Annotated in this window: 13 protein-coding genes; 1 reads left to right on the top strand and 12 read right to left on the bottom strand. The window is 63.9% G+C overall.

The window, feature by feature from the left end; translation table 11 throughout:
* Positions 1–18: 18 nt before the first annotated feature.
* Positions 19–489 carry a 30S ribosomal protein S7 gene (gene rpsG, locus XH92_RS20735; protein WP_050402248.1) on the bottom strand — a complete coding sequence of 157 codons (471 nt, stop codon included), beginning with the start codon at positions 487–489 and terminating at the stop codon, positions 19–21.
* A 15-nt stretch (positions 490–504) separates the two neighbouring features.
* Positions 505–876 (bottom strand): 30S ribosomal protein S12, encoded by a 372-nt coding sequence (rpsL, locus tag XH92_RS20730; protein ID WP_006611834.1) that lies wholly within the window; start codon positions 874–876, stop codon positions 505–507.
* A 704-nt stretch (positions 877–1,580) separates the two neighbouring features.
* On the opposite strand from rpsL, the gene XH92_RS20725 reads away from it, so the two are divergent.
* Positions 1,581–2,789: an NAD(P)/FAD-dependent oxidoreductase gene (locus XH92_RS20725; protein WP_194460835.1), complete on the top strand. Its 1,209-nt coding sequence runs from the start codon at positions 1,581–1,583 to the stop codon at positions 2,787–2,789.
* A gap of 31 nt (positions 2,790–2,820) precedes the next feature.
* Here XH92_RS20725 and XH92_RS20720 read toward each other — a convergent pair whose 3' ends face one another.
* The 10 genes from XH92_RS20720 to nusG form a co-directional block, all read right to left on the bottom strand.
* On the bottom strand, positions 2,821–4,875 hold the full coding sequence (locus XH92_RS20720) for an ABC transporter ATP-binding protein (protein WP_194460834.1): 2,055 nt from the start codon (positions 4,873–4,875) through the stop codon (positions 2,821–2,823).
* Between the two features lie 238 nt (positions 4,876–5,113).
* The gene (locus XH92_RS20715; protein ID WP_194460833.1) at positions 5,114–7,174 is read right to left on the bottom strand and encodes an FAD-dependent oxidoreductase; all 2,061 of its coding nucleotides are present in this window, start codon (positions 7,172–7,174) and stop codon (positions 5,114–5,116) included.
* Between the two features lie 181 nt (positions 7,175–7,355).
* Positions 7,356–11,558 carry a DNA-directed RNA polymerase subunit beta' gene (gene rpoC, locus XH92_RS20710; protein WP_194460832.1) on the bottom strand — a complete coding sequence of 1,401 codons (4,203 nt, stop codon included), beginning with the start codon at positions 11,556–11,558 and terminating at the stop codon, positions 7,356–7,358.
* A 127-nt stretch (positions 11,559–11,685) separates the two neighbouring features.
* On the bottom strand, positions 11,686–15,804 hold the full coding sequence (gene rpoB / locus XH92_RS20705; protein WP_194460831.1) for a DNA-directed RNA polymerase subunit beta: 4,119 nt from the start codon (positions 15,802–15,804) through the stop codon (positions 11,686–11,688).
* A gap of 441 nt (positions 15,805–16,245) precedes the next feature.
* Positions 16,246–16,623 (bottom strand): 50S ribosomal protein L7/L12, encoded by a 378-nt coding sequence (gene rplL / locus XH92_RS20700; protein WP_038383110.1) that lies wholly within the window; start codon positions 16,621–16,623, stop codon positions 16,246–16,248.
* Positions 16,624–16,676: 53 nt separating this feature from the next.
* The gene (gene rplJ, locus XH92_RS20695) at positions 16,677–17,195 is read right to left on the bottom strand and encodes a 50S ribosomal protein L10 (protein ID WP_028335452.1); all 519 of its coding nucleotides are present in this window, start codon (positions 17,193–17,195) and stop codon (positions 16,677–16,679) included.
* A 578-nt stretch (positions 17,196–17,773) separates the two neighbouring features.
* On the bottom strand, positions 17,774–18,727 hold the full coding sequence (locus XH92_RS20690; protein ID WP_194460830.1) for a 2-hydroxyacid dehydrogenase: 954 nt from the start codon (positions 18,725–18,727) through the stop codon (positions 17,774–17,776).
* 132 nt (positions 18,728–18,859) lie between these two features.
* Positions 18,860–19,552, bottom strand: coding sequence for a 50S ribosomal protein L1 (rplA, locus tag XH92_RS20685; RefSeq protein WP_021081669.1), 693 nt, complete (start codon positions 19,550–19,552; stop codon positions 18,860–18,862).
* A 6-nt stretch (positions 19,553–19,558) separates the two neighbouring features.
* A complete protein-coding gene (rplK, locus tag XH92_RS20680) occupies positions 19,559–19,987 on the bottom strand; it encodes a 50S ribosomal protein L11 (protein ID WP_011088164.1) in 429 nt (142 codons plus the stop codon).
* Between the two features lie 129 nt (positions 19,988–20,116).
* A complete protein-coding gene (gene nusG / locus XH92_RS20675) occupies positions 20,117–20,650 on the bottom strand; it encodes a transcription termination/antitermination protein NusG (RefSeq protein WP_021081670.1) in 534 nt (177 codons plus the stop codon).
* Positions 20,651–20,656: the final 6 nt, after the last annotated feature.

Genomic DNA, 20,656 nt, shown 5'->3' with positions numbered 1-20,656 from the left:
TAAATTCCGTTGTTCGCCTTACCAGCGATAGTGCGAGAACGCGCGGTTGGCTTCCGCCATCCGGTGCACGTCTTCACGCTTCTTGACCGCGTTGCCGCGATTGTTCGAGGCGTCGAGCAGCTCCGCCGAGAGACGCTCCGTCATGGTCTTCTCGTTGCGCTCGCGGGCGGCCGAGATCAGCCAGCGGATGCCGAGCGCCTGACGGCGCACCGAACGGACTTCCACCGGCACCTGGTAGGTCGCGCCGCCGACGCGGCGGGAGCGGACCTCGATGGTCGGCATCACGTTCTCCAGCGCCTGCTCGAACACGCCGAGCGGGGGCTGCTTGGTCTTGGCCTCGATCATGCCGAGCGCACCGTAGACGATGTTTTCGGCGACCGACTTCTTCCCGGCGTACATCACCGAGTTCATGAACTTCGTAATGATGACGTTCCCGAACTTCGGATCCGGAAGAACTTCACGCTTCTCAGCAGAATGGCGACGCGACATCTGATCGTTTCCCGCTTACTTCGGACGCTTCGCGCCGTACTTCGAACGGCGCTGCTTACGGTTCTTGACGCCCTGGGTATCCAGCACGCCACGGAGGATGTGGTAACGCACGCCGGGCAAGTCCTTGACGCGGCCGCCGCGGATCATGACCACCGAGTGCTCCTGCAGGTTATGGCCTTCACCCGGGATGTAGCCGATCACCTCGAAGCCGTTGGTCAGGCGCACCTTGGCGACCTTACGAAGCGCCGAGTTCGGCTTCTTCGGGGTCGTGGTGTAGACGCGCGTGCACACGCCGCGCTTCTGCGGCGACTGCTGCAGCGCCGGCACCTTCTTACGCGACTTCTGCACTTCACGCGGATTTGCGATCAGCTGGTTGATCGTCGGCATGCAGCCTTCACCCTTTAGTTCGCGCGAAAACCTTGAATGGCTCCGCAAATTTCTTCTCGGGACTAGCCGTCCCGCACGGCCCGCTCGACGCGGAACAAACCACCGCGCAAAGCGAAATCGCGCCAACCACTCATCGCTGAGCGGAAAGCGCATCGACGCCACAGAGGACCGCGATTCCGAACCGTTCAGCGTTCGCTGTCCGGTCCGCTACCGAGGTCATGCATCCGAATTCACTCTCAAGAGGACGTGCTCAAGAGAACTAAAATCGTCCTGGCATTGCCTAGCTATCATCGACAGCGTTTGAGCGGCATTCGTCGAGGTTGGTGCCCGTCCGGCGCCTGAAAAAGGGCCTTCGGGTGTTCCGTTCCGACGCTGGCGTAGCTCACCGCCTGTCGTTAAGTGAGCGCCTTGTATAATCGAGAGATAGTGAAGTCAAGCAAAACGACAAGCAAAGAAACGCCTCTGGCGCTTGCATATTTCGCATTTCGCGACGCTCGGCGGACGCCAAAATATGACAGCCTCCACGCCTCGCCTCGCCCCTATCCGAATCTCCCAGCCATCCGCGGAATCTTATTACACCCGGGTAAAATATGATTAGAAACAATTCTCCCCAAGTTGGATCCGAAGGCGAATTTCGAAACTAAGCCTTTATTTGCCATTCGCAGCGCAAAAATCGCGGTCTACGGCCACGGAAAGCGTCTCTCATGCGGTACACCGACATCGCCATCATCGGCGGAGGTCTTGCGGGCTCGACGGCAGCCGCCATGCTCGGCCGTGCCGGGATACCGACCGCCGTGATCGACCCGCATCAGGTCTATCCGTTCGACTTCCGCGTCGAGAAGATCAGCGGCGACCTCCAGCTCGCGCGATTCGCCCGGACCGGGCTTGCCGAATCCGTGCTCCGCTCGGCGACGCTGGATGGCGAGAACTGGATCGCGCGATTCGGCCACCTGCTCGACCGCCAGCCAAGCCGGCAATACGGCATCATGTACGACGCTCTGATCGCCGCGATTCGGGCCGAGATCGCCGGGCCGGCGGTAATCATCCACGACAAGGTCGTCAATGTCGCGACCAGCTCCGAGCGGCAGCGGCTGGTGCTGTCCGGCGGCGAGGAGATCTCCGCGCGCCTCGTGGTGCTTGCCAACGGCCTGAATGTCGGGCTGCGCCGGATGCTCGGCATCGAGCGGCTGGTGACCAGCCACTGCCACTCGATCTCGATCGGCTTCGATTTCGTCCCCGTGGGCCGCCCCGCCTTCCCGTTCGCGGCCATGACCTATTTCTCGGAGCGGCCGAGCGACCGCATCCCCTACATCACGCTGTTTCCGGTCGGAAACCGGATGCGCGCCAACCTCTTCACCTATCGCCAGGCCGACGATCCCTGGTTGCGCGCGATGCGGCGCAATCCGGTCGAGACGCTGAATGCCGCCCTTCCGCGGCTGGGCCGGCTCACCGGCGAATTCGACGTCGCTGGCGACATCAAGATCAGGCCCGCCGACGTCTATGTCAGCACCGGCTATCGGCAGGCCGGCGTCGTGCTGGTCGGCGACGCGTTCGCCAGCACCTGCCCTGTCACCGGCACCGGGACCGACAAGGTGTTCACCGACGTGTCCCAGCTCTGCAACGTCCACATCCCGGCCTGGCTCGCGAGCGACGGCATGGGCGAGGAGAAGATCACGGCGTTCTACAACGATCCGGTCAAGACGGAATGCGACGCCTGGTCGAATGCCAAGGCATTCAAATTCCGCGACGTGTCGATCGGCAGCGGACCCTACTGGCAGGCCCAGCGCTGGGCGCGCTTCCTCGGCTATCTCGGCCGGGGCTCGCTGCGCCGGCTGCAACGCCCGCAAGCGGCGTCAGCGACCCGGCCGGCCAGTCACTTCCGGCAACGTCCGCACGCCGCGGACAGGGCGTAGCTCTCGGACGTCGTCAGCGGCGTGGCGGATGTCACGCCTCCTCGTCTTCGTCCTCATCCTCGTCGTCTTCATCTTCGTCGTCATCATCGTCCGCGTCGTCGTCGTCCTCGTCGTCCGCGTCGTGATGCTTGTGCCCCTGGTCGTCCCACAGCTTGCGATAGACGCCGCCCCTCGCCAGCAGCTCCTCATGCGAGCCGCGCTCGATCGCCTGGCCGCCTGATATCACGATGATCTCGTCCATCTCGACCACCGAAGTCAGACGGTGCGTCGACCAGATCATGGTGCGGCCCTCGGCGACCTTGAGCAGCGTGCGGTTGATCGCCGCTTCCGTGGTCTGGTCGAGCGCCGAGGTCGCCTCGTCGAGCAGCAGCACCGACGGGTTGCGGATGATCGCCCGCGCGATCGCGATGCGCTGCCGCTGGCCGCCGGACAAGGTATCGCCGCGCTCGCCGACCGGCGTGTCGTAGCGCTGCGGCAGGCCCATGATGTAGCGATGGATCTCGGCCTTCTTCGCGGCGTCCTCGACCTCCGCGTCGGTGGCCCCTTCCTTGCCGAGCCGGATGTTCTCGCGGATCGACATGTTGAACAGCATGTTCTCCTGGAACACGACCGCCATGCTGGCCCGCAGCGACTCGCGCGTCACCCGGCGGATGTCGACGCCGTCGATGGCGACGCGGCCCTCGTCGGGCACGTAGAGCCGCAGGATCAGGTTGATCAGCGTGCTCTTGCCGGAGCCGCTGGGGCCGACGATCGCAATACTCTTGCCGGCGTTGAGCTTGAGGCTGAGATTGTCGAGCACCGGCGTCTGCGCGCCCTCATACTGGAAGGTGACGCGGTCGAACGAGATGTCGTTGGTGATGCGCGGCAGATCCGGCGCGCCGGGACGGTCGGCGCCGCGGGTCGGCTCGTCGAGCAGCTCCTGGATGTGCCGCACCGCCGCCGCCGACTGGATCGACACCGGGATGAAATGCATCAGATGGGCGATGTTGTAGGACACCTCCCAGAATGCGCTCTCGAAGGTCACGAAGGTGCCGACCGTGATCTGGCCCTTGGTGGCGAGATAGGCGCCGATCGCCAGCACCACGAGGTGAAGCAGCAGCACCGAAATGGTGACGGTGCGCTCCACCATGGTCGACAGGAACATGGCTGACGCGGCCTTGGCGCGGACGTCGCGATTGCGAAACGTGAACCAACCGAGCGCGCGGCGCTGCAAGTTGAACGCCTTCACCACCGCCTGGGCGGCGACGTTCTCCTGCACCATTCCGAGCAGCGCGGCTTCGTTCTGCTTCTGCTCGTAGTTCGCCTGTACTGCCTTCGGCGTCAGGATGCGCGGCCCGATCAGCGTGATCGGAAACACCAGCAGGGCGACCGCGGCAAGCTGCCAGTTCAAGAACAGCATCAGGATGATGCCGGCAACCAGCTCGAAGCCCGGCAGCGCCGCGCTGTTGGCGAAGGTCTTGATCGAGCCCTCGAAGGCCGACAGATCGATCGAGAAGCGCGACAGGATCTCGCCGCGCTTGGTGCGGGCGAAATACGCCGACGGCAGGTTCTGGACGTGCTCGAAGATGCGCGTCCGGACGTCGGCGATGATGCCGGCGCCAAGCCGGGCATCCCAGCGCTCGTACCAGACCGCGATGATCGAGGTGACGATGCCGGCGACCGCAAGCACGCCGAGGATCTTGTAGAGGGCCCCGAAATCCTCCTCGCCGAGCGCGTCGTCGATCAGGAATTTCAGGCTGAGCGGCATGATGACGTTGAACAACGTCTCGACCAGCACGCCGATGGTGACGAAAGCGAGCGGCTTTCTGTAGTTGGCCAGGATCGGCCTGACGAAGCCGAAGATCGTGGAGAGCGCGCCGGCGGCTTCCTTGGCGGTGAAGACGACGAAGTCCTCGTCATCATCGTCATCGAGCTCGAACTCGTCGTCCTCGTCCTCTTCATCCTCGTCGTCGGCCGGCGCGGCAGCCGGCTTGGCGGAGGCGCCTGCCGCGGGCGGTCCGGGCGCGGCCGCAGGCTTCTTCTTCAGCTCGGGATCATCCGCCGCCGATCGATTCGGATCGTCTGATGCAGGAGGTCTTGGCGCCATGAAACCAACCGATGCTCCACGGCCGGCATGACCGCAAATCGAAACCGCAGCCGATAACGCTGCCGGTACAATCCTATGCGATCACAATGAATTCGGCAAAGCGTTTGGCGCGCGCGGCGCGCGACCGCACGTCGCCGTGGATTCGCGATCACAGCACTGCCGCCATTTGACGATTGGTTGACGCAAGGCCGATCGCCTTGCGTCAGGTGTCGTCGGTCGGCGCGGTCAGTCGGTGCCGCTAGTCGTCGAGGTCGGCCTCGACCTTGTCGAAGAAGGAATATCGCAGGCTGTCGGAGTCGGCGTACCACTGCCCCGGCCCCTTGTTGGCGGCCAGCGTCAACGTCCACAGCGCATCGGTGCAGTCGCGGCGGTGCATCGACAGATCGAAGCCGTTGCCGAAGAACAGTTCCGACCATTCCCACCAGGTGCCGAGCTTCTTCACGCCGCGCAACAGGTCGTAGCGATCGATCACCGCCGGCGCCATGTCCGAGGTCACCGACGCGAACACGACGCCGGTCTTCACCACGCGGTTGAGCTCGCGCACCCCGCGCACGACCTGCTTCTCGCCGAGATGGCACAGCGAGGTCTCGAACACGAAATCGAACTCGTCGTCCTTGAACGGCATGTCGGCGATCGAGCCGAGCTTGTTGTACTTCCTGAGCGCCTTCGGCGTCTTGCCGTGGATGTAGCGGTTGTTCTCGATGCCCCAGGCATCGATGCCGCGCTCGCGCAACGCGCCGACCAGCTCGCCGCTGGCGGAGCCGGCGATCAGCAGCTTGTAGCCCTTCGCCCTGCCCCACACCGTCTTGATCAGGTCGGTCAGATAGGCCGGATCGGTGAAGTTGCGCCAGACTTCGCTGTAGGGACCGGCGCCGCGATAATTCTCGAAATAGTCGCGGTCGATCTTGTCGGACAGGGTGCCCTCGTCCTGCGCGCGGGCGCGGCGCAGCCGCATCATCTCGGTGACGATGATGTCGGTCGCGGCATCGGAGGAATCCAGCAGCCCGTTCAGCGTCGAATCGAACAGGTAGTCACCGACCACCACGATGCCGGGGTGCTGCTTCGGATCGGGGCGATGATTGGTCATGACGTCGCGCACCGGCAGGCCGCCCGGCAGCGCGTTGACCGACGACAGCCAGCGATGGGTCTTGCCCTCGAGGAAATGCGCGCGCGCATCTCCGAGCGAGGCCGGCAGCGACTTCAGCGCGGCGTCGATCAGCTCCTCGTCGCTGAGATTGGCGAAGGCGAGCGCGTCGGAGCCCGCGATCAGCCAGTTCAGCACGCCGTGCTTGCCGACGTCGTGGCGCGCGCCCTCATTGTAGACGCAGCAGCCGCCGAACGCTTCCGACATGAACCAGGCGCCCGGGATCTTCTCGCCCCAGAACGGCTCGTCGAACAGGATCGAGACGCGCAGATAGTGCGCGGGACGATCGAAATAGGCGACGTGCTTGACCATCGACTTGCGCAGCTGCTCGCCGTCCCAGCGCATGGTCGCGAGCCAGGAGTGCGGCAGGCAGACCAGCACGAGGTCGAAGTCGCGCGTCTCCGGCCCCTTGCCGTTCATCATGTTGAGCTGGTAGCGGCCACCTTCGGTCTTGCCGACCTTGAGGACGCGATGGTTGAGCTGGATGTCGGCGCTGACTTCCGAGCGCAGGCAATCGATCAGCTGCTCGTTGCCGTTCTGGATCGAATACAGGCCGATATAGCCGTCGACGTCCATCACGTAGTTCTTCAGCGCATTGAGGCCGTTGGTGTTGTGGCTCTCGGTCGCTAGGTCGGAGCGCGCCATCACCTTGAAGAACCGCTTGGCGGTCGGATCCTCGACCTCTTCGTCGAGGATCTGCTCGGCGGTCTTGTAGGCCCACGGATGTTCGTTGTCGTGGGAGCCGACGCCTTCGTAATACTCGATGGGCGACACCAGCTCGGCGCAGCGCTTGCGGAACGCCTCGATCGCGGCCGCGGTCTTGGCGCCGTATTTACGGCGCATGCCGGGAACGTCGGCCAGCAGCTCGCCGTCGAGCTGCACCTGCTCGGCATCCATCGGGATCGTCTGCAGGCCGAAATGCTGGATCAGCTCGCGCAGCGGGTCGGGTCCCGTCATCGAATAATCGTAGATCTCGGCGACGCCAGCCTCGTACATCGCGGGCGCGGTGTCGAATTTGCGCGTGACGATCTTGCCGCCGAGGCGGTTCGACGCCTCGAAGATGGTGATGCGGCAGAGGTCGCCGAGTTTGCGCTTCAGATACCAGGCGCTCATCAGCCCCCCGGGGCCGCCGCCTACAATCGCCAAGTCGAGCATATCGATTCCGTCGTCTCCGGCACGAGCCAAACAGCCGGTCTAAGTCACCCTAGCAAAGGCACTTTTTTGCCTGAAGGGAAGATGAACAAACTGCGTCCCTGCACCGCAGCAAGAGAAGAAAGCAGCAAAAAGGCCGGCAGAACGCCGGCCTTCTCGTTGACTACCGTAGTCTTGCGGATGCCTATTCCGCGGGCGGCAGCGCCAGCGGCTCCGCTTCCGGGGCCGTCGGCACGATCGCCGCCTGCTGCTTCTCGCGCTCGTCGAGGATCAGCTTGTCGCGCTTGACCGCGACTTCGCGGATCCGCGCCATCGAGGCGCCGGTGCCGGCCGGGATCAGGCGGCCGACAATGACGTTCTCCTTGAGGCCCTCGAGCGGGTCGATCTTGCCGTTGACCGCCGCCTCGGTGAGCACGCGCGTGGTCTCCTGGAACGACGCCGCCGAGAAGAACGAGCGGGTCTGCAAGCTCGCCTTGGTGATGCCGAGCAGAACCGGCGTACCCGTGGCGGGCTTCTTGCCCTCCTCCTTGGCCTTGGTGTTGAGCGCGTCGAACTCGATCTTGTCGACCTGCTCGCCCGAGATCATGTCGGTGTCGCCCTGATCGGTGACCTCGACCTTCTGCAGCATCTGACGGACAATCACCTCGATGTGCTTGTCGTTGATGAGCACGCCCTGCAACCGGTAGACCTCCTGGATTTCGTTGACCAGATAGGCAGCGAGTTCCTCGATGCCCTTGATCGCCAGGATGTCGTGCGGCGCCGGATTGCCTTCGACGATGAAATCGCCCTTTTCGACGATGTCGCCGTCCTGAAGGTGGATGTGCTTGCCCTTCGGGATCAGGTACTCGCGCGGCTCCTCGGTCTTGTCCATCGGCTCGATCGAGATGCGGCGCTTGTTCTTGTAGTCGCGGCCGAAGCGGATCGTTCCCGCGGTCTCCGCGATGATCGCCGCATCCTTCGGCTTGCGAGCCTCGAACAGTTCCGCCACCCGCGGCAGACCGCCGGTGATGTCACGCGTCTTGGCGCTCTCGGTCGAGATACGCGCCAGGATGTCGCCGGGCATCACCTTCGCATTGATGTCGACCGACAGAATGGCGTCGACCGACAGCATGTAGCGGGCATCGCCGCCACGCGCGAGCTTGAGCACCTTGCCGTCCTTGCCCTTGACCACGATGGCCGGACGCAGGTCCGAGCCGCCGCGCGTCGTGCGCCAGTCAATGACCACGCGCTTGGCGATACCGGTCGATTCGTCGAGCGTTTCCGAGATCGACTGGCCTTCGACCAGATCCTCGAACCCGATCGTGCCCTCGACTTCGGTGAGCACCGGGCGGGTGTAGGGATCCCACTCCGCGATGCGCTGGCCGCGCTTGACGGTGTCGCCTTCGTCGACGTGCATCTTCGAACCGTACTGAATACGGTGGGTTGCGCGCTCGGTGCCGTCGGCATCGACGATCGCAACGACCATGTTGCGCACCATCGCGATCAGGCTACCCTCGCTGTTGCGCGCGATCGCCTTGTTCCTGATCACGATCTTGCCGTCGAAGTTCGATTCGACGAACGACTGCTCGTTGAGCTGGGCGGCGCCGCCGATGTGGAACGTGCGCATCGTCAGCTGCGTGCCGGGCTCACCGATCGACTGTGCCGCGATGACGCCGACGGCCTCACCGTGGTTGACCGGCGTGCCGCGGGCCAGGTCGCGGCCGTAGCACTTGGCGCAGATGCCGTTGATCAGCTCGCAGGTCAGCGCCGAGCGGATCTTCACTTCCTGGATGCCGGCCTGCTGGATCGCATCGACGTGGCTTTCCTCCATCAAGGTGTCACGCTTGATGATCACCTCGTTGGTGGCGGGATCGCGCACGTCATCGCAGGCCGTCCGGCCCAGGATGCGCGAGCCGAGCGAGGCAACGACCGTGCCGGCGTCGACGATGGCGCGCATCTTGATGCCGAGCGTGGTGCCGCAATCGGTCTGCGTGATGATGCAGTCCTGCGCGACGTCGACCAGACGGCGGGTCAGGTAGCCGGAGTTCGCGGTCTTCAACGCGGTGTCCGCGAGGCCCTTGCGGGCGCCGTGGGTCGAGTTGAAGTACTCGAGCACCGACAGACCTTCCTTGAAGTTGGAAATGATCGGCGTCTCGATGATCTCGCCCGACGGCTTGGCCATCAGGCCGCGCATGCCGGCGAGCTGGCGCATCTGGGCCGGCGAACCACGCGCACCGGAGTGCGCCATCATGTAGATCGAGTTGATGTCGGCATCCGCGCCCGCCGCCGTCTTCTTGGTGGACGAGATCTCCTTCATCATCGCCTTGGCGACTTCTTCACCGGCCTTCGACCAGGCGTCGACGACCTTGTTGTACTTCTCGCCATGGGTGATCAGGCCGTCATTGTACTGCTGCTCGAAATCCTTCGCCAGCGTACGGGTCTGGTCCACGATCTTCCACTTCGACGCCGGCACGACCATGTCGTCCTTGCCGAACGAGATGCCCGCCTTGAAGGCGTTGTAGAAGCCGAGCGCCATGATGCGGTCGCAGAAGATCACCGTCTCCTTCTGACCGCAGTGACGGTAGACCTGGTCGATCACGCCCGAGATCTCGCGCTTGGTCATCAGCTTGTTGATGATGTCGTACGAGATCTTGGTGCTCTTCGGCAGCAGATTGCCGAGCATGACGCGGCCCGCGGTGGTTTCGATCCACCGCTTGGTCAGCTTGCCTTCGTCGTCGAGGCTCTCCCACCGGTACTTGATCTTGGTATGGAGGTGGATGACCTTCGAATGCAGGGCATGCTCGAGCTCGGCCATGTCGCCGAAGATCTTGCCCTCGCCGGGCAGGCCTTCGCGCATGATCGAGACGTAGTAGAGGCCGAGCACGATGTCCTGCGACGGCACGATGATCGGCTGGCCGTTTGCCGGATGCAGGATGTTGTTGGTCGACATCATCAGGACGCGCGCTTCCAGCTGCGCTTCGAGCGACAGCGGAACGTGCACGGCCATCTGGTCGCCGTCGAAGTCGGCGTTGAAGGCGGCGCAGACCAGCGGATGCAGCTGGATCGCCTTGCCTTCGATCAGCACCGGCTCGAACGCCTGGATGCCGAGGCGATGCAGCGTCGGCGCGCGGTTGAGCAGCACCGGATGCTCGCGGATCACCTCGTCGAGGATATCCCAGACCTCCGGACGCTCCTTCTCGACCAGCTTCTTGGCCTGCTTCACCGTGGTGGACAGACCCTTGGCGTCGAGCCGCGAGTAGATGAACGGCTTGAACAACTCGAGCGCCATCTTCTTCGGCAGGCCGCACTGATGCAGGCGCAGCTCGGGACCGACCACGATCACCGAACGGCCCGAATAGTCGACGCGCTTGCCGAGCAGGTTCTGACGGAACCGGCCTTGCTTGCCCTTCAGCATGTCGGCGAGCGACTTCAGCGGGCGCTTGTTGGCGCCCGTGATGACGCGGCCGCGGCGGCCGTTGTCGAACAGCGCGTCGACGGCCTCCTGCAGCATGCGCTTTTCGTTGCGGATGATGATGTCAGGCGCACGCAGCTCCATCAGCCGCTTCAAGCGGTTGTTGCGGTTGATGACGCGGCGATACAGGTCGTTGAGGTCCGAGGTCGCGAACCGGCCGCCGTCGAGCGGCACCAGCGGACGCAGGTCCGGCGGGATCACCGGCACGACCGTCATGATCATCCATTCCGGCTTGTTGCCGGAGACGCGGAAGGCCTCGACGATCTTCAGACGCTTGGCGAGCTTCTTGTGCTTGATGTCGGAGTCGGTCTCCGCCATGTCGGCACGCAGCGTCGCCTCGAGCTTCTCGAGCTCGAGACCCTTGAGCAGCTCGCGGATCGCCTCGGCGCCGATCATGGCGGTGAAGCTGTCCTGGCCGTACTCGTCCTGAGCCTTCAGATACTCGTCCTCAGACAGCAGCTGACGGTCCTTCAGCGCGGTCAGACCCGGCTCGAGAACGACGTAGTATTCGAAGTACAGGATCCGCTCGAGATCCTTCAGCGTCATGTCGAGCAGCAGGCCGATGCGCGACGGCAGCGACTTCAGGAACCAGATATGGGCGACCGGGGCCGCCAGCTCGATATGGCCCATGCGCTCGCGCCGGACGCGCGACAGCGTCACCTCGACCGAGCACTTCTCGCAGATGATGCCCTTGTACTTCATCCGCTTGTACTTGCCGCACAAGCACTCGTAGTCCTTGATCGGCCCGAAGATGCGCGCGCAGAACAGGCCGTCACGCTCCGGCTTGAAGGTACGGTAGTTGATGGTCTCCGGCTTCTTGATCTCGCCGTAGGACCAGGACAGAATCTTCTCCGGAGACGCGATCGAAATCCGGATCTGGTCGAAGACCTGAGCCGGCGTCGTCGGATTGAAAAGATTCATAATCTCTTGGTTCATGGTCTTCTCCTCGCGTGCCGATCGTCACCGGCAGCAAATTCGAGAGTTTTATTCAGCGCGCGCCCCACTCAACGTCCGAGCGGAGCGCGAAGGCCCGGCGCTTTCGCGCCGGGCGTAAATCACAGCGTTACTCGGCCGCTTCCGACGTCGGCGCCGGTCCCACCTTGGAATTGTGCAGGTCGACGTTGAGGCCGAGCGAGCGCATTTCCTTGACCAGCACGTTGAACGATTCCGGAATACCGGCCTCGAATGTGTCGTCGCCGCGCACGATCGCCTCGTACACCTTGGTACGGCCGGCGACGTCGTCCGACTTCACGGTCAGCATTTCCTGCAGCGTGTAGGCGGCGCCGTAGGCTTCCAGCGCCCAGACCTCCATTTCGCCGAAGCGCTGGCCGCCGAACTGCGCCTTGCCGCCCAGCGGCTGCTGGGTGACGAGCGAGTACGGACCGATCGAACGCGCGTGGATCTTGTCGTCCACGAGATGGTGCAGCTTGAGCATGTAGATGTAGCCCATCGTCACCTTGCGATCGAACGCATCGCCGGTGCGGCCGTCATAGACGGTCGACTGGCCGGAGGCGTCGAAGCCCGCGAGCTTCAGCATCTCCTCGATGTCGGCTTCCTTGGCGCCGTCGAACACCGGCGTCGCGATCGGCACGCCGTGGCTCAGATTGCGGCCGAGTTCGACCAGCTCGTTGTCGTTCAGCGACTTGATGGTTTCATCCTCGCCGTAGATCTTCTTCAGGGTCTCGCGCAGCGGCTTGAGGTCCTGCTTCTGATAATAGGCGTCGATGGTCTGGCCGATGCGCTTGCCGAGGCCGGCGCAGGCCCAACCGAGATGGGTCTCGAGGATCTGACCGACGTTCATGCGCGACGGCACGCCGAGCGGATTGAGCACGATGTCGGCATGGGTACCGTCCTCGAGGAACGGCATGTCCTCGATCGGCACGATCTTCGACACCACGCCCTTGTTGCCGTGACGGCCGGCCATCTTGTCGCCGGGCTGGATCTTGCGCTTCACCGCGACGAAGACCTTGACCATCTTCATCACGCCGGGCGGCAGCTCGTCGCCACGCTGCAGCTTCTCGACCTTGTCGAGGAAGCGCTGCTCGAGGCCCTTCTTCGACTCGTCGTACTGCTTCCGCATGGCCTCGATCTCGGCCATCAGCTTGTCGTTCGGCGAGGCGAACAGCCACCACTGCGACTTCGGATACTCGTCGAGCACCGCACGGGTGATCTTGGTATCCTTCTTGAAGCCCTTCGGGCCGGCGATGCCCTGGCGGTTCTCCAAGAGCTCGGCGAGGCGGTTGTAGACGTTGCGGTCCAGGATCGCCTGCTCGTCGTCGCGGTCCTTGGCCAGACGCTCGATCTCTTCCCGCTCGATCGCCAGCGCACGCTCGTCCTTGTCGACGCCGTGGCGGTTGAACACGCGGACTTCCACGATGGTGCCCTGCACGCCCGGAGGCACGCGCAGCGAGGTATCGCGGACGTCGGAGGCCTTCTCGCCGAAGATGGCGCGGAGCAGCTTCTCTTCCGGCGTCATCGGGCTCTCGCCCTTCGGCGTGATCTTGCCGACCAGGATGTCGCCGGCGCGGACTTCCGCACCGATGTAGACGATACCGGCTTCGTCGAGGTTCTTCAGCGCTTCTTCCGAGACGTTCGGAATGTCGCGGGTGATTTCCTCAGGACCGAGCTTGGTATCGCGGGCCATCACCTCGAATTCTTCGATATGAATCGAGGTGAAGACGTCGTCCTTCACGATCCGCTCGGAGAGCAGGATCGAGTCTTCGAAGTTGTAGCCGTTCCACGGCATGAACGCGACCAGCACGTTGCGGCCGAGCGCGAGCTCGCCGAGATCGGTCGACGGACCGTCGGCGATGATGTCGCCCTTCTTGACGATGTCGCCGACCTTCACCAGCGGACGCTGGTTGATGCAGGTCGACTGGTTGGAACGCTGGTACTTCATCAGCCGGTAGATATCGACGCCCGACTTGGTCGGATCGAGATCCTCGGTGGCGCGGATCACGACGCGGGTGGCGTCGATCTGGTCGATCACGCCCGAGCGGCGCGCGGCAATCGCCGCGCCCGAGTCACGGGCGACCACGCCTTCCATGCCGGTGCCGACGAACGGCGCCTCGGCGCGAACCAGCGGCACCGCCTGGCGCTGCATGTTCGAGCCCATCAGCGCGCGGTTGGCGTCGTCGTTCTCGAGGAACGGGATCAGCGCCGCGGCGACCGAAACCAGCTGCTTCGGCGACACGTCCATGTAGTCGACCTTGTCCGGCGTCACCGGCAGCACTTCGCCGGCATGACGGCAGACCACCAGATCGTCGGTGAAGCGGCCCTTGGCATCGAGCGGCACGTTGGCCTGCGCGACGCGGTAGCGGCCCTCTTCCATCGCCGACAGATAGACCACCTCGTCGGTGACCCGGCCGTCCTTGATCTTGCGATAGGGCGTCTCGACGAAGCCGTACTTGTTGACGCGCGCGAACGTCGCCAGCGAGTTGATCAGGCCGATGTTCGGACCTTCCGGCGTTTCGATCGGGCAGATACGGCCGTAATGCGTCGGATGCACGTCGCGGACTTCGAAGCCGGCACGCTCGCGGGTCAGACCGCCCGGGCCAAGCGCCGACAGGCGCCGCTTGTGGGTGATCTCCGACAGCGGGTTGGTCTGGTCCATGAACTGCGACAGCTGCGAGGAACCGAAGAACTCGCGCACCGCGGCGGCCGCGGGCTTGGCGTTGATCAGGTCCTGCGGCATCACGGTGTCGATATCGACGCTCGACATGCGCTCCTTGATCGCGCGCTCCATGCGGAGCAGGCCGATCCGGTACTGGTTCTCCATGAGCTCGCCGACCGAGCGCACCCGGCGGTTGCCGAGGTGGTCGATGTCGTCGATCTCGCCCTTGCCGTCGCGCAGGTCGACCAGCGTCTTGATGACCGCCAGGATGTCTTCCTTGCGCAGCGTGCGATGGGTGTCGGGCGCATCGAGCTCGAGGCGCATGTTCATCTTGACGCGGCCGACCGCGGAGAGGTCGTAGCGCTCGGCATCGAAGAACAGCGACTGGAACATCGCCTGCGCCGAATCCAGCGTCGGCGGCTCGCCCGGACGCATCACGCGGTAGATGTCGAACAGCGCGTCCTCACGCGTCATGTTCTTGTCGGCCGACAGCGTGTTGCGGATGTAGGCGCCGACATTGACGTGGTCGATGTCGAGCAGCGGCAGGTCCTTGTAACCCTGCTCGTTCAGCACCTTGAGCGACTTCTCGGTGATCTCCTCGCCGGCTTCGGCGTAGATCTCGCCGGTCTTCGGGTTGACGAGATCCTCGGCGAGATAGTTGCCGACGAGTTCCTCGTCCGACATGCGCAGCGCCTTCAGGCCCTTCTCCTGAAGCTGGCGCGCCTGGCGCACGGTCAGCTTCTTGCCGGCCTCGAGCACCACCTTGCCGGTGTCGGCGTCGATCAGGTCGTTGACGGTCGAGTAGCCGCGGAAGCGGTTGGCATCGAACGGCACACGCCATCCGTCCTTGGTCCGCTTGTAGGTGATCTTCTTGTAGAAGGTCGACAGGATCTGCTCGCCGTCGAGACCGAGCGCGTACATCAACGAGGTCACGGGCAGCTTGCGGCGGCGGTCGATGCGCGCGAACACGATGTCCTTGGCGTCGAACTCGATGTCGAGCCAGGAACCGCGATACGGAATCACGCGCGCGGCAAACAACAGCTTGCCGGACGAATGGGTCTTGCCCTTGTCGTGGTCGAAGAACACGCCGGGCGAACGGTGCATCTGCGAGACGATGACGCGCTCGGTGCCGTTGACGACGAAGGTGCCGTTCATCGTCATGAGCGGGATGTCGCCCATGTAGACGTCCTGCTCCTTGATGTCCTTCACCGACTTGGCGCCGGTTTCCTCGTCGATATCGAACACGATGAGGCGCAGCGTCACCTTGAGCGGCGCAGCGAAGGTCATGCCGCGCTGGCGGCACTCGTCGACGTCATATTTCGGCTGTTCGAACTCGTAGCGGACGAATTCGAGCATCGAGGTGCCGGAGAAGTCCGAGATCGGGAACACCGAACGGAACACCGCCTGCAGGCCCTCGTCGAGGCGACCACCGGCCGGCTCGTCAACCATCAGGAACTGGTCATAGGACGCCTTCTGAACCTCGATGAGGTTCGGCATCTCGGCGACTTCCTTGATGTGACCGAAAAACTTGCGTACGCGTTTGCGACCGGTGAATGTCTGCTGCGCCATCGTGGCCTCTCATTTTCGTCGCCTTTGTGGGGCGAACCTTCCGGGAGCGACTGCCATCGGCCCCGGGTTGAATTTCGAATCGTCCCGAAGGAACGAAGCGCAAAGTCAGGAATTAAATCCCCGGCCCGGCCCCCATTGCCTCCAAAACGCAAAACGACGCGCGGGGCGCATCACTGCACCCGCTCGTCCAAACGCTCCGCTTTACGGACTGAAAAAGCCCGAAATCTGACTGTCTCCCAACGGCTTCCGCCGGGTGCCCTGCCGCCCCCGCCGCCCACCGTGTTTTTCCGCTGCCAACCCGATATGGGATGGCAATAAAGGAGATTCGAGGGTTAAGTCCACGGATCCCCACACTTTTTTGTGTCCGGCACGCCACGCGACAACCTGTCGCATGCCGTTTGCATGGCCCGGGAGCGCCCGGAGGCGCTCCCGGATCGCGCATTACTTGAGGTCGACCTTGGCGCCAGCCTTCTCGAGCTGGGCCTTGATCTTGTCGGCTTCTTCCTTGTTCACGCCTTCCTTGACGGGCTTCGGAGCGCCTTCGACGAGGTCCTTGGCTTCCTTCAGGCCCAGGCCGGTGATGGCGCGGACTTCCTTGATGACTTCGATCTTCTTGTCGCCGGCCGAGGCCAGCACGACGGTGAAGTCGGTCTTCTCTTCAGCCGGAGCAGCGGCAGCGCCGCCGGCAGCCGGGCCAGCAACCGCGACGGCGGCAGCGGCGGACACGCCCCACTTTTCTTCGAGGAGCTTGGCGAGTTCGGCCGCTTCGAGCACGGTGAGGCTCGAGAGGTCGTCGACGATTTTCTGCAGATCAGCCATTGTTCAGTTCCTTAAACGTTTGGTTCGAACCAGGTTTGAGATTAGCGAAGGGGTCAGGCCGCTTCGCCCTTTGAGGCATGAGCCTGAATGACGCGTGCGAGCTTGGCCGCGGGCGCGTTGGACAGCTGAGCAAGCTTGGTCGCCGGCGCCACGAGGAGGCCAACGATCTTGCCGCGCAGTTCGTCGAGCGACGGCAGTGAGGCGAGCGCCTTCACGCTGTCGACATTCAGGACGGTTTTACCCATCGAGCCGCCGAGGATGACGAACTTCTCGTTCGCCTTGGCGAATTCGATGGCAACCTTTGGCGCCGCAACCGGATCGTTCGAAGTAGCGATCACGGTCGGCCCCTTCAGCAGGGAGCCGATGGCAGCGACGTCAGTGCCTTCAAGAGCAATTTTGGCGAGACGGTTCTTCGAGACCTTCACCGATGCGCCCGCCTGCTTCATCTGCATGCGCAGCTTCTGCATCTGGGCCACGGTGAGGCCGGAATAATGAGCAACGATCGCAACCGACGTGGTCTTGAAGACCTCGTTAAGTTGTTCGACCGACTCTTTTTTTGCCGCTCGTTCCACAGCAAGCTCTTTCCGGTTGGCGGCCTTTCCGCGAAGGCAGGACCGCCGGGTTGCACCCATCGTCCCGCCCTAAACCTGATCCGTGAGGCCAAGGCCCCTCGGACATGCCGGGCAAGACGACATCTAGAAGCCTGCCCTCCCAGAGCCTTGCGGCCATGGGCTGTCGAGGTTCGAACCAAACCAGCCTCTCAAGCCGCGAACTGATCGCGACCTGGAGCGCAAAATCCGGTCTTCACCCGTCTATGCAGGCCATGCGATTAAGCCGTTGAAAACACGAAGTTCTCGCGGGCGCCTGCAGTCTTGGACAGGATCGGGCTATCGGCCGAGGCCGAACGCCCTGCTCTCATTCCGTTGGAGGCGACGGGTCTCCTTCCTTTCGAGCATCCTTGCGGGCATGCAGAAAGGAATGATCTCCTATCATCTCAGGTTTTCGGAATGCGAGCACGGACATGCCAGCAAGTGCCAGCACGCCCGGAAGGCGCTATGTAGCCGGTCCTGCCCTGCTTGCCAAGAGCAAATATTGGACCAGTTTCATATAGCGGCCGGGAACCGGTTCCAAGGCCTGAACCGGCAGCCGCTCAGGCGCCCCTTACCTCATATGGCAACGGCTTGCCGGCAAAGAATGCGTCGAGATTGGCGAGCACGCAGTTCTGCATCGCGACGTGCGATTCCAGGGTGTGGCCGCCGAGGTGCGGCGACAGCACCACGTTTGGCAGCGCCGTTAGCGCGCCGGGCGCATGCGGCTCCGTGGCGAACACATCGAGGCCGGCGCCGGCGATCACCCCCTCGGTCAGCGCGGCGACCAGTGCGGTCTCGTCGATGACGGAACCGCGCGAGATATTGACGACAAAGCCGTCGCTGCCGAGCCGGCGCAGGATGTCGGCGTTGACCGCACGCTCGGTCTCGGCGCCGGCGCGCACCGCCACCATCAGCACGCCGCACCAATCGGCGAGCGCCTCCAGCGTCGGAAAGTATTGATAGGGCACGTCGTGCTTGGAGCGGCTGAAATAGCCGACCTCGGTCTCGAAGGCGGCGACGCGCGCGGCGATCTTGCGGCCGATCTCGCCCATGCCGTAGACGCCGACCTTGCGGCCGCGCATGCCGGCCTGCGGCCGCATCATTGGCGACGGCTTTGCACCGGCCCAGTCGCCGCTCCGCACGTAATCGTCCGCCACCAACAGACGCCGCACCGACGCCAGCATCAAGGTCAGCGCCGTGTCGGCCACCGACGCCGCGTTCGCCCCCGGACTGTGGCCGACCGCGATGCCGCGCCTGGCGGCGGCGGCGAGGTCGACGCCGTCATAGCCGGTGCCGTAGCAGACGATCGCGCCGAGCTTCGGCAGCATGTCCATGGCCTCGCCGCGCAGCGACGTGCCGCCGGCAGTGATCATGGCTCTGATGTCGGCGAGGTCGGCCGGCGGGAACGCCTCGCCCAGTCGCTTGCCGGCCGCGTTGAGGAGCCCATAGCGCTCGCCGAAGCGGATCAGCTGGGCCTTGGGAAAGCGCGAATAGACCAGGACCTTATCGGGCATTGTTCTTGTTTCCTGCGAGACGCTTCAGATCTTGCCTTGGCGTTTTCTTCGCTCGAAAGCGCTTCCGGCAAAACAAAGGGCGGAACCGGTTGCCCGATCCCGCCCCTCTTTATCTCGCCACGGCCGGATACCTCAGCCGAGGATCGTGCCCGGCTCGACCTTCACGCCCGGGCCCATGGTGGAAGAAACCGCCACACGCTGGATGTAGGTGCCCTTGGAGCCCGCCGGCTTCGCCTTGGAGACCGCGTCGGCAAGCGCCTTGACGTTCTCGACCAGCTTGTCCTCGGAGAACGAGGCCTTGCCGATGCCGGCCTGCACGATGCCGGCCTTCTCGACGCGGAACTCGACGGAGCCGCCCTTGGCGCCCTTCACGGCGTTGGTGACGTCCATGGTCACGGTGCCGATCTTCGGGTTCGGCATCATGCCGCGCGGACCGAGCACCTTACCGAGGCGGCCGACCAGCGGCATCATGTCGGGCGTGGCGATACAACGATCGAAATCGATCGCGCCGCCCTGCACCTTCTCGACCAGGTCCTCGGCGCCGACGACGTCGGCGCCGGCGGCCTTGGCTTCCTCAGCCTTGGCACCGCGCGCGAACACGCCGACGCGCAGCGTGCGGCCGGTGCCGTTCGGCAGGTTGACGACGCCGCGGACCATCTGGTCGGCGTGGCGCGGGTCGACGCCGAGATTGATCGCGATCTCGATCGTCTCGTCGAACTTCGACTTGGCGCGCTCCTTGACCATCTTGATGGCGTCCGCGAGCGGGTAGAGCTTCTCGCGATCGACGCCCTCGCGGGCCTTCTTCAAACGCTTTCCGATTGTCATGGCCCGTTACCCCGCAACTTCCAGACCCATCGAACGGGCAGAGCCCTCGACCATCTTCATGGCCGATTCGATGGTGTCGCAATTCAAGTCCTTCATCTTCTTCTCGGCGATCTCGCGCACCTGCGCCTTGGTCACCTTGCCGGCCTTGTCGCGGCCCGGCGCCTTCGATCCGGACTGGATCTTGGCGGCCTGCTTGAGGAAGTAGGACATCGGAGGGGTCTTCATCTCGAAGGTGAAGGACCGGTCCGCATAGATCGTGATGATCACCGGGATCGGGGTGTTCTTCTCTTCCTTCTGGGTCTGCGCGTTGAACGCCTTGCAGAACTCCATGATGTTCAGACCGCGCTGACCAAGCGCGGGACCGATCGGGGGCGAAGGATTCGCCGCACCGGCCGGGACCTGAAGCTTCAGGTATCCGGTCACTTTCTTTGCCATTTATCACTCCTGTTGTGCCGGACGGGGCCGGCGGTTTCAGGTTCCGTGGTTCGGTCGAAGGGGCTGGCGACCGCCTCCTCCCTCCCACGGCCTCTACTAGACGCGGGGCATATACCCCACGCCGTCCGGTCAGACCACCTTTTCGACCTGACCGAATTCCAGTTCCACGGGGGTCGCGCGGCCGAAGATCGACACCGCGACCTTCACGCGCGAGCGCGCCTCATCGATTTCTTCCACCACGCCGGAGAACGAGGCGAACGGGCCGTCGGCCACGCGCACGTTCTCGCCGATCTCGAACGACACCGACGCCTTCGGACGCTCCACGCCCTCCTGCACCTGGTGCAGGATCCGCATCGCCTCGGCTTCGGAAATCGGCATCGGCTTGTTTTCCGCGCCAAGGAAGCCGGTCACCTTCGGGGTGTTCTTGATCAGATGGAACGCCTCGTCGGTCAGCTTCATCTTCACCAGCACATAGCCCGGGAAGAACTTGCGCTCGGCGTCGATCTTGCGGCCGCGGCGCACCTCGGTGACCTTCTCGGTCGGCACCAGAATCTGCTCGAACAGCTCTTCCAGCCCGCGCTGTTTGGCCTGCTCGCGGATCGATTCCTGAACCTTCTTCTCGAAGTTCGAATAGGCGTGAACGATGTACCAGCGCTTGTCCATCAATTG

The organism is Bradyrhizobium sp. CCBAU 53421 (assembly GCF_015291625.1).
Classification (GTDB): Bacteria; Pseudomonadota; Alphaproteobacteria; order Rhizobiales; family Xanthobacteraceae; genus Bradyrhizobium.
This window is presented reverse-complemented; position numbering and strand designations above follow the sequence as displayed.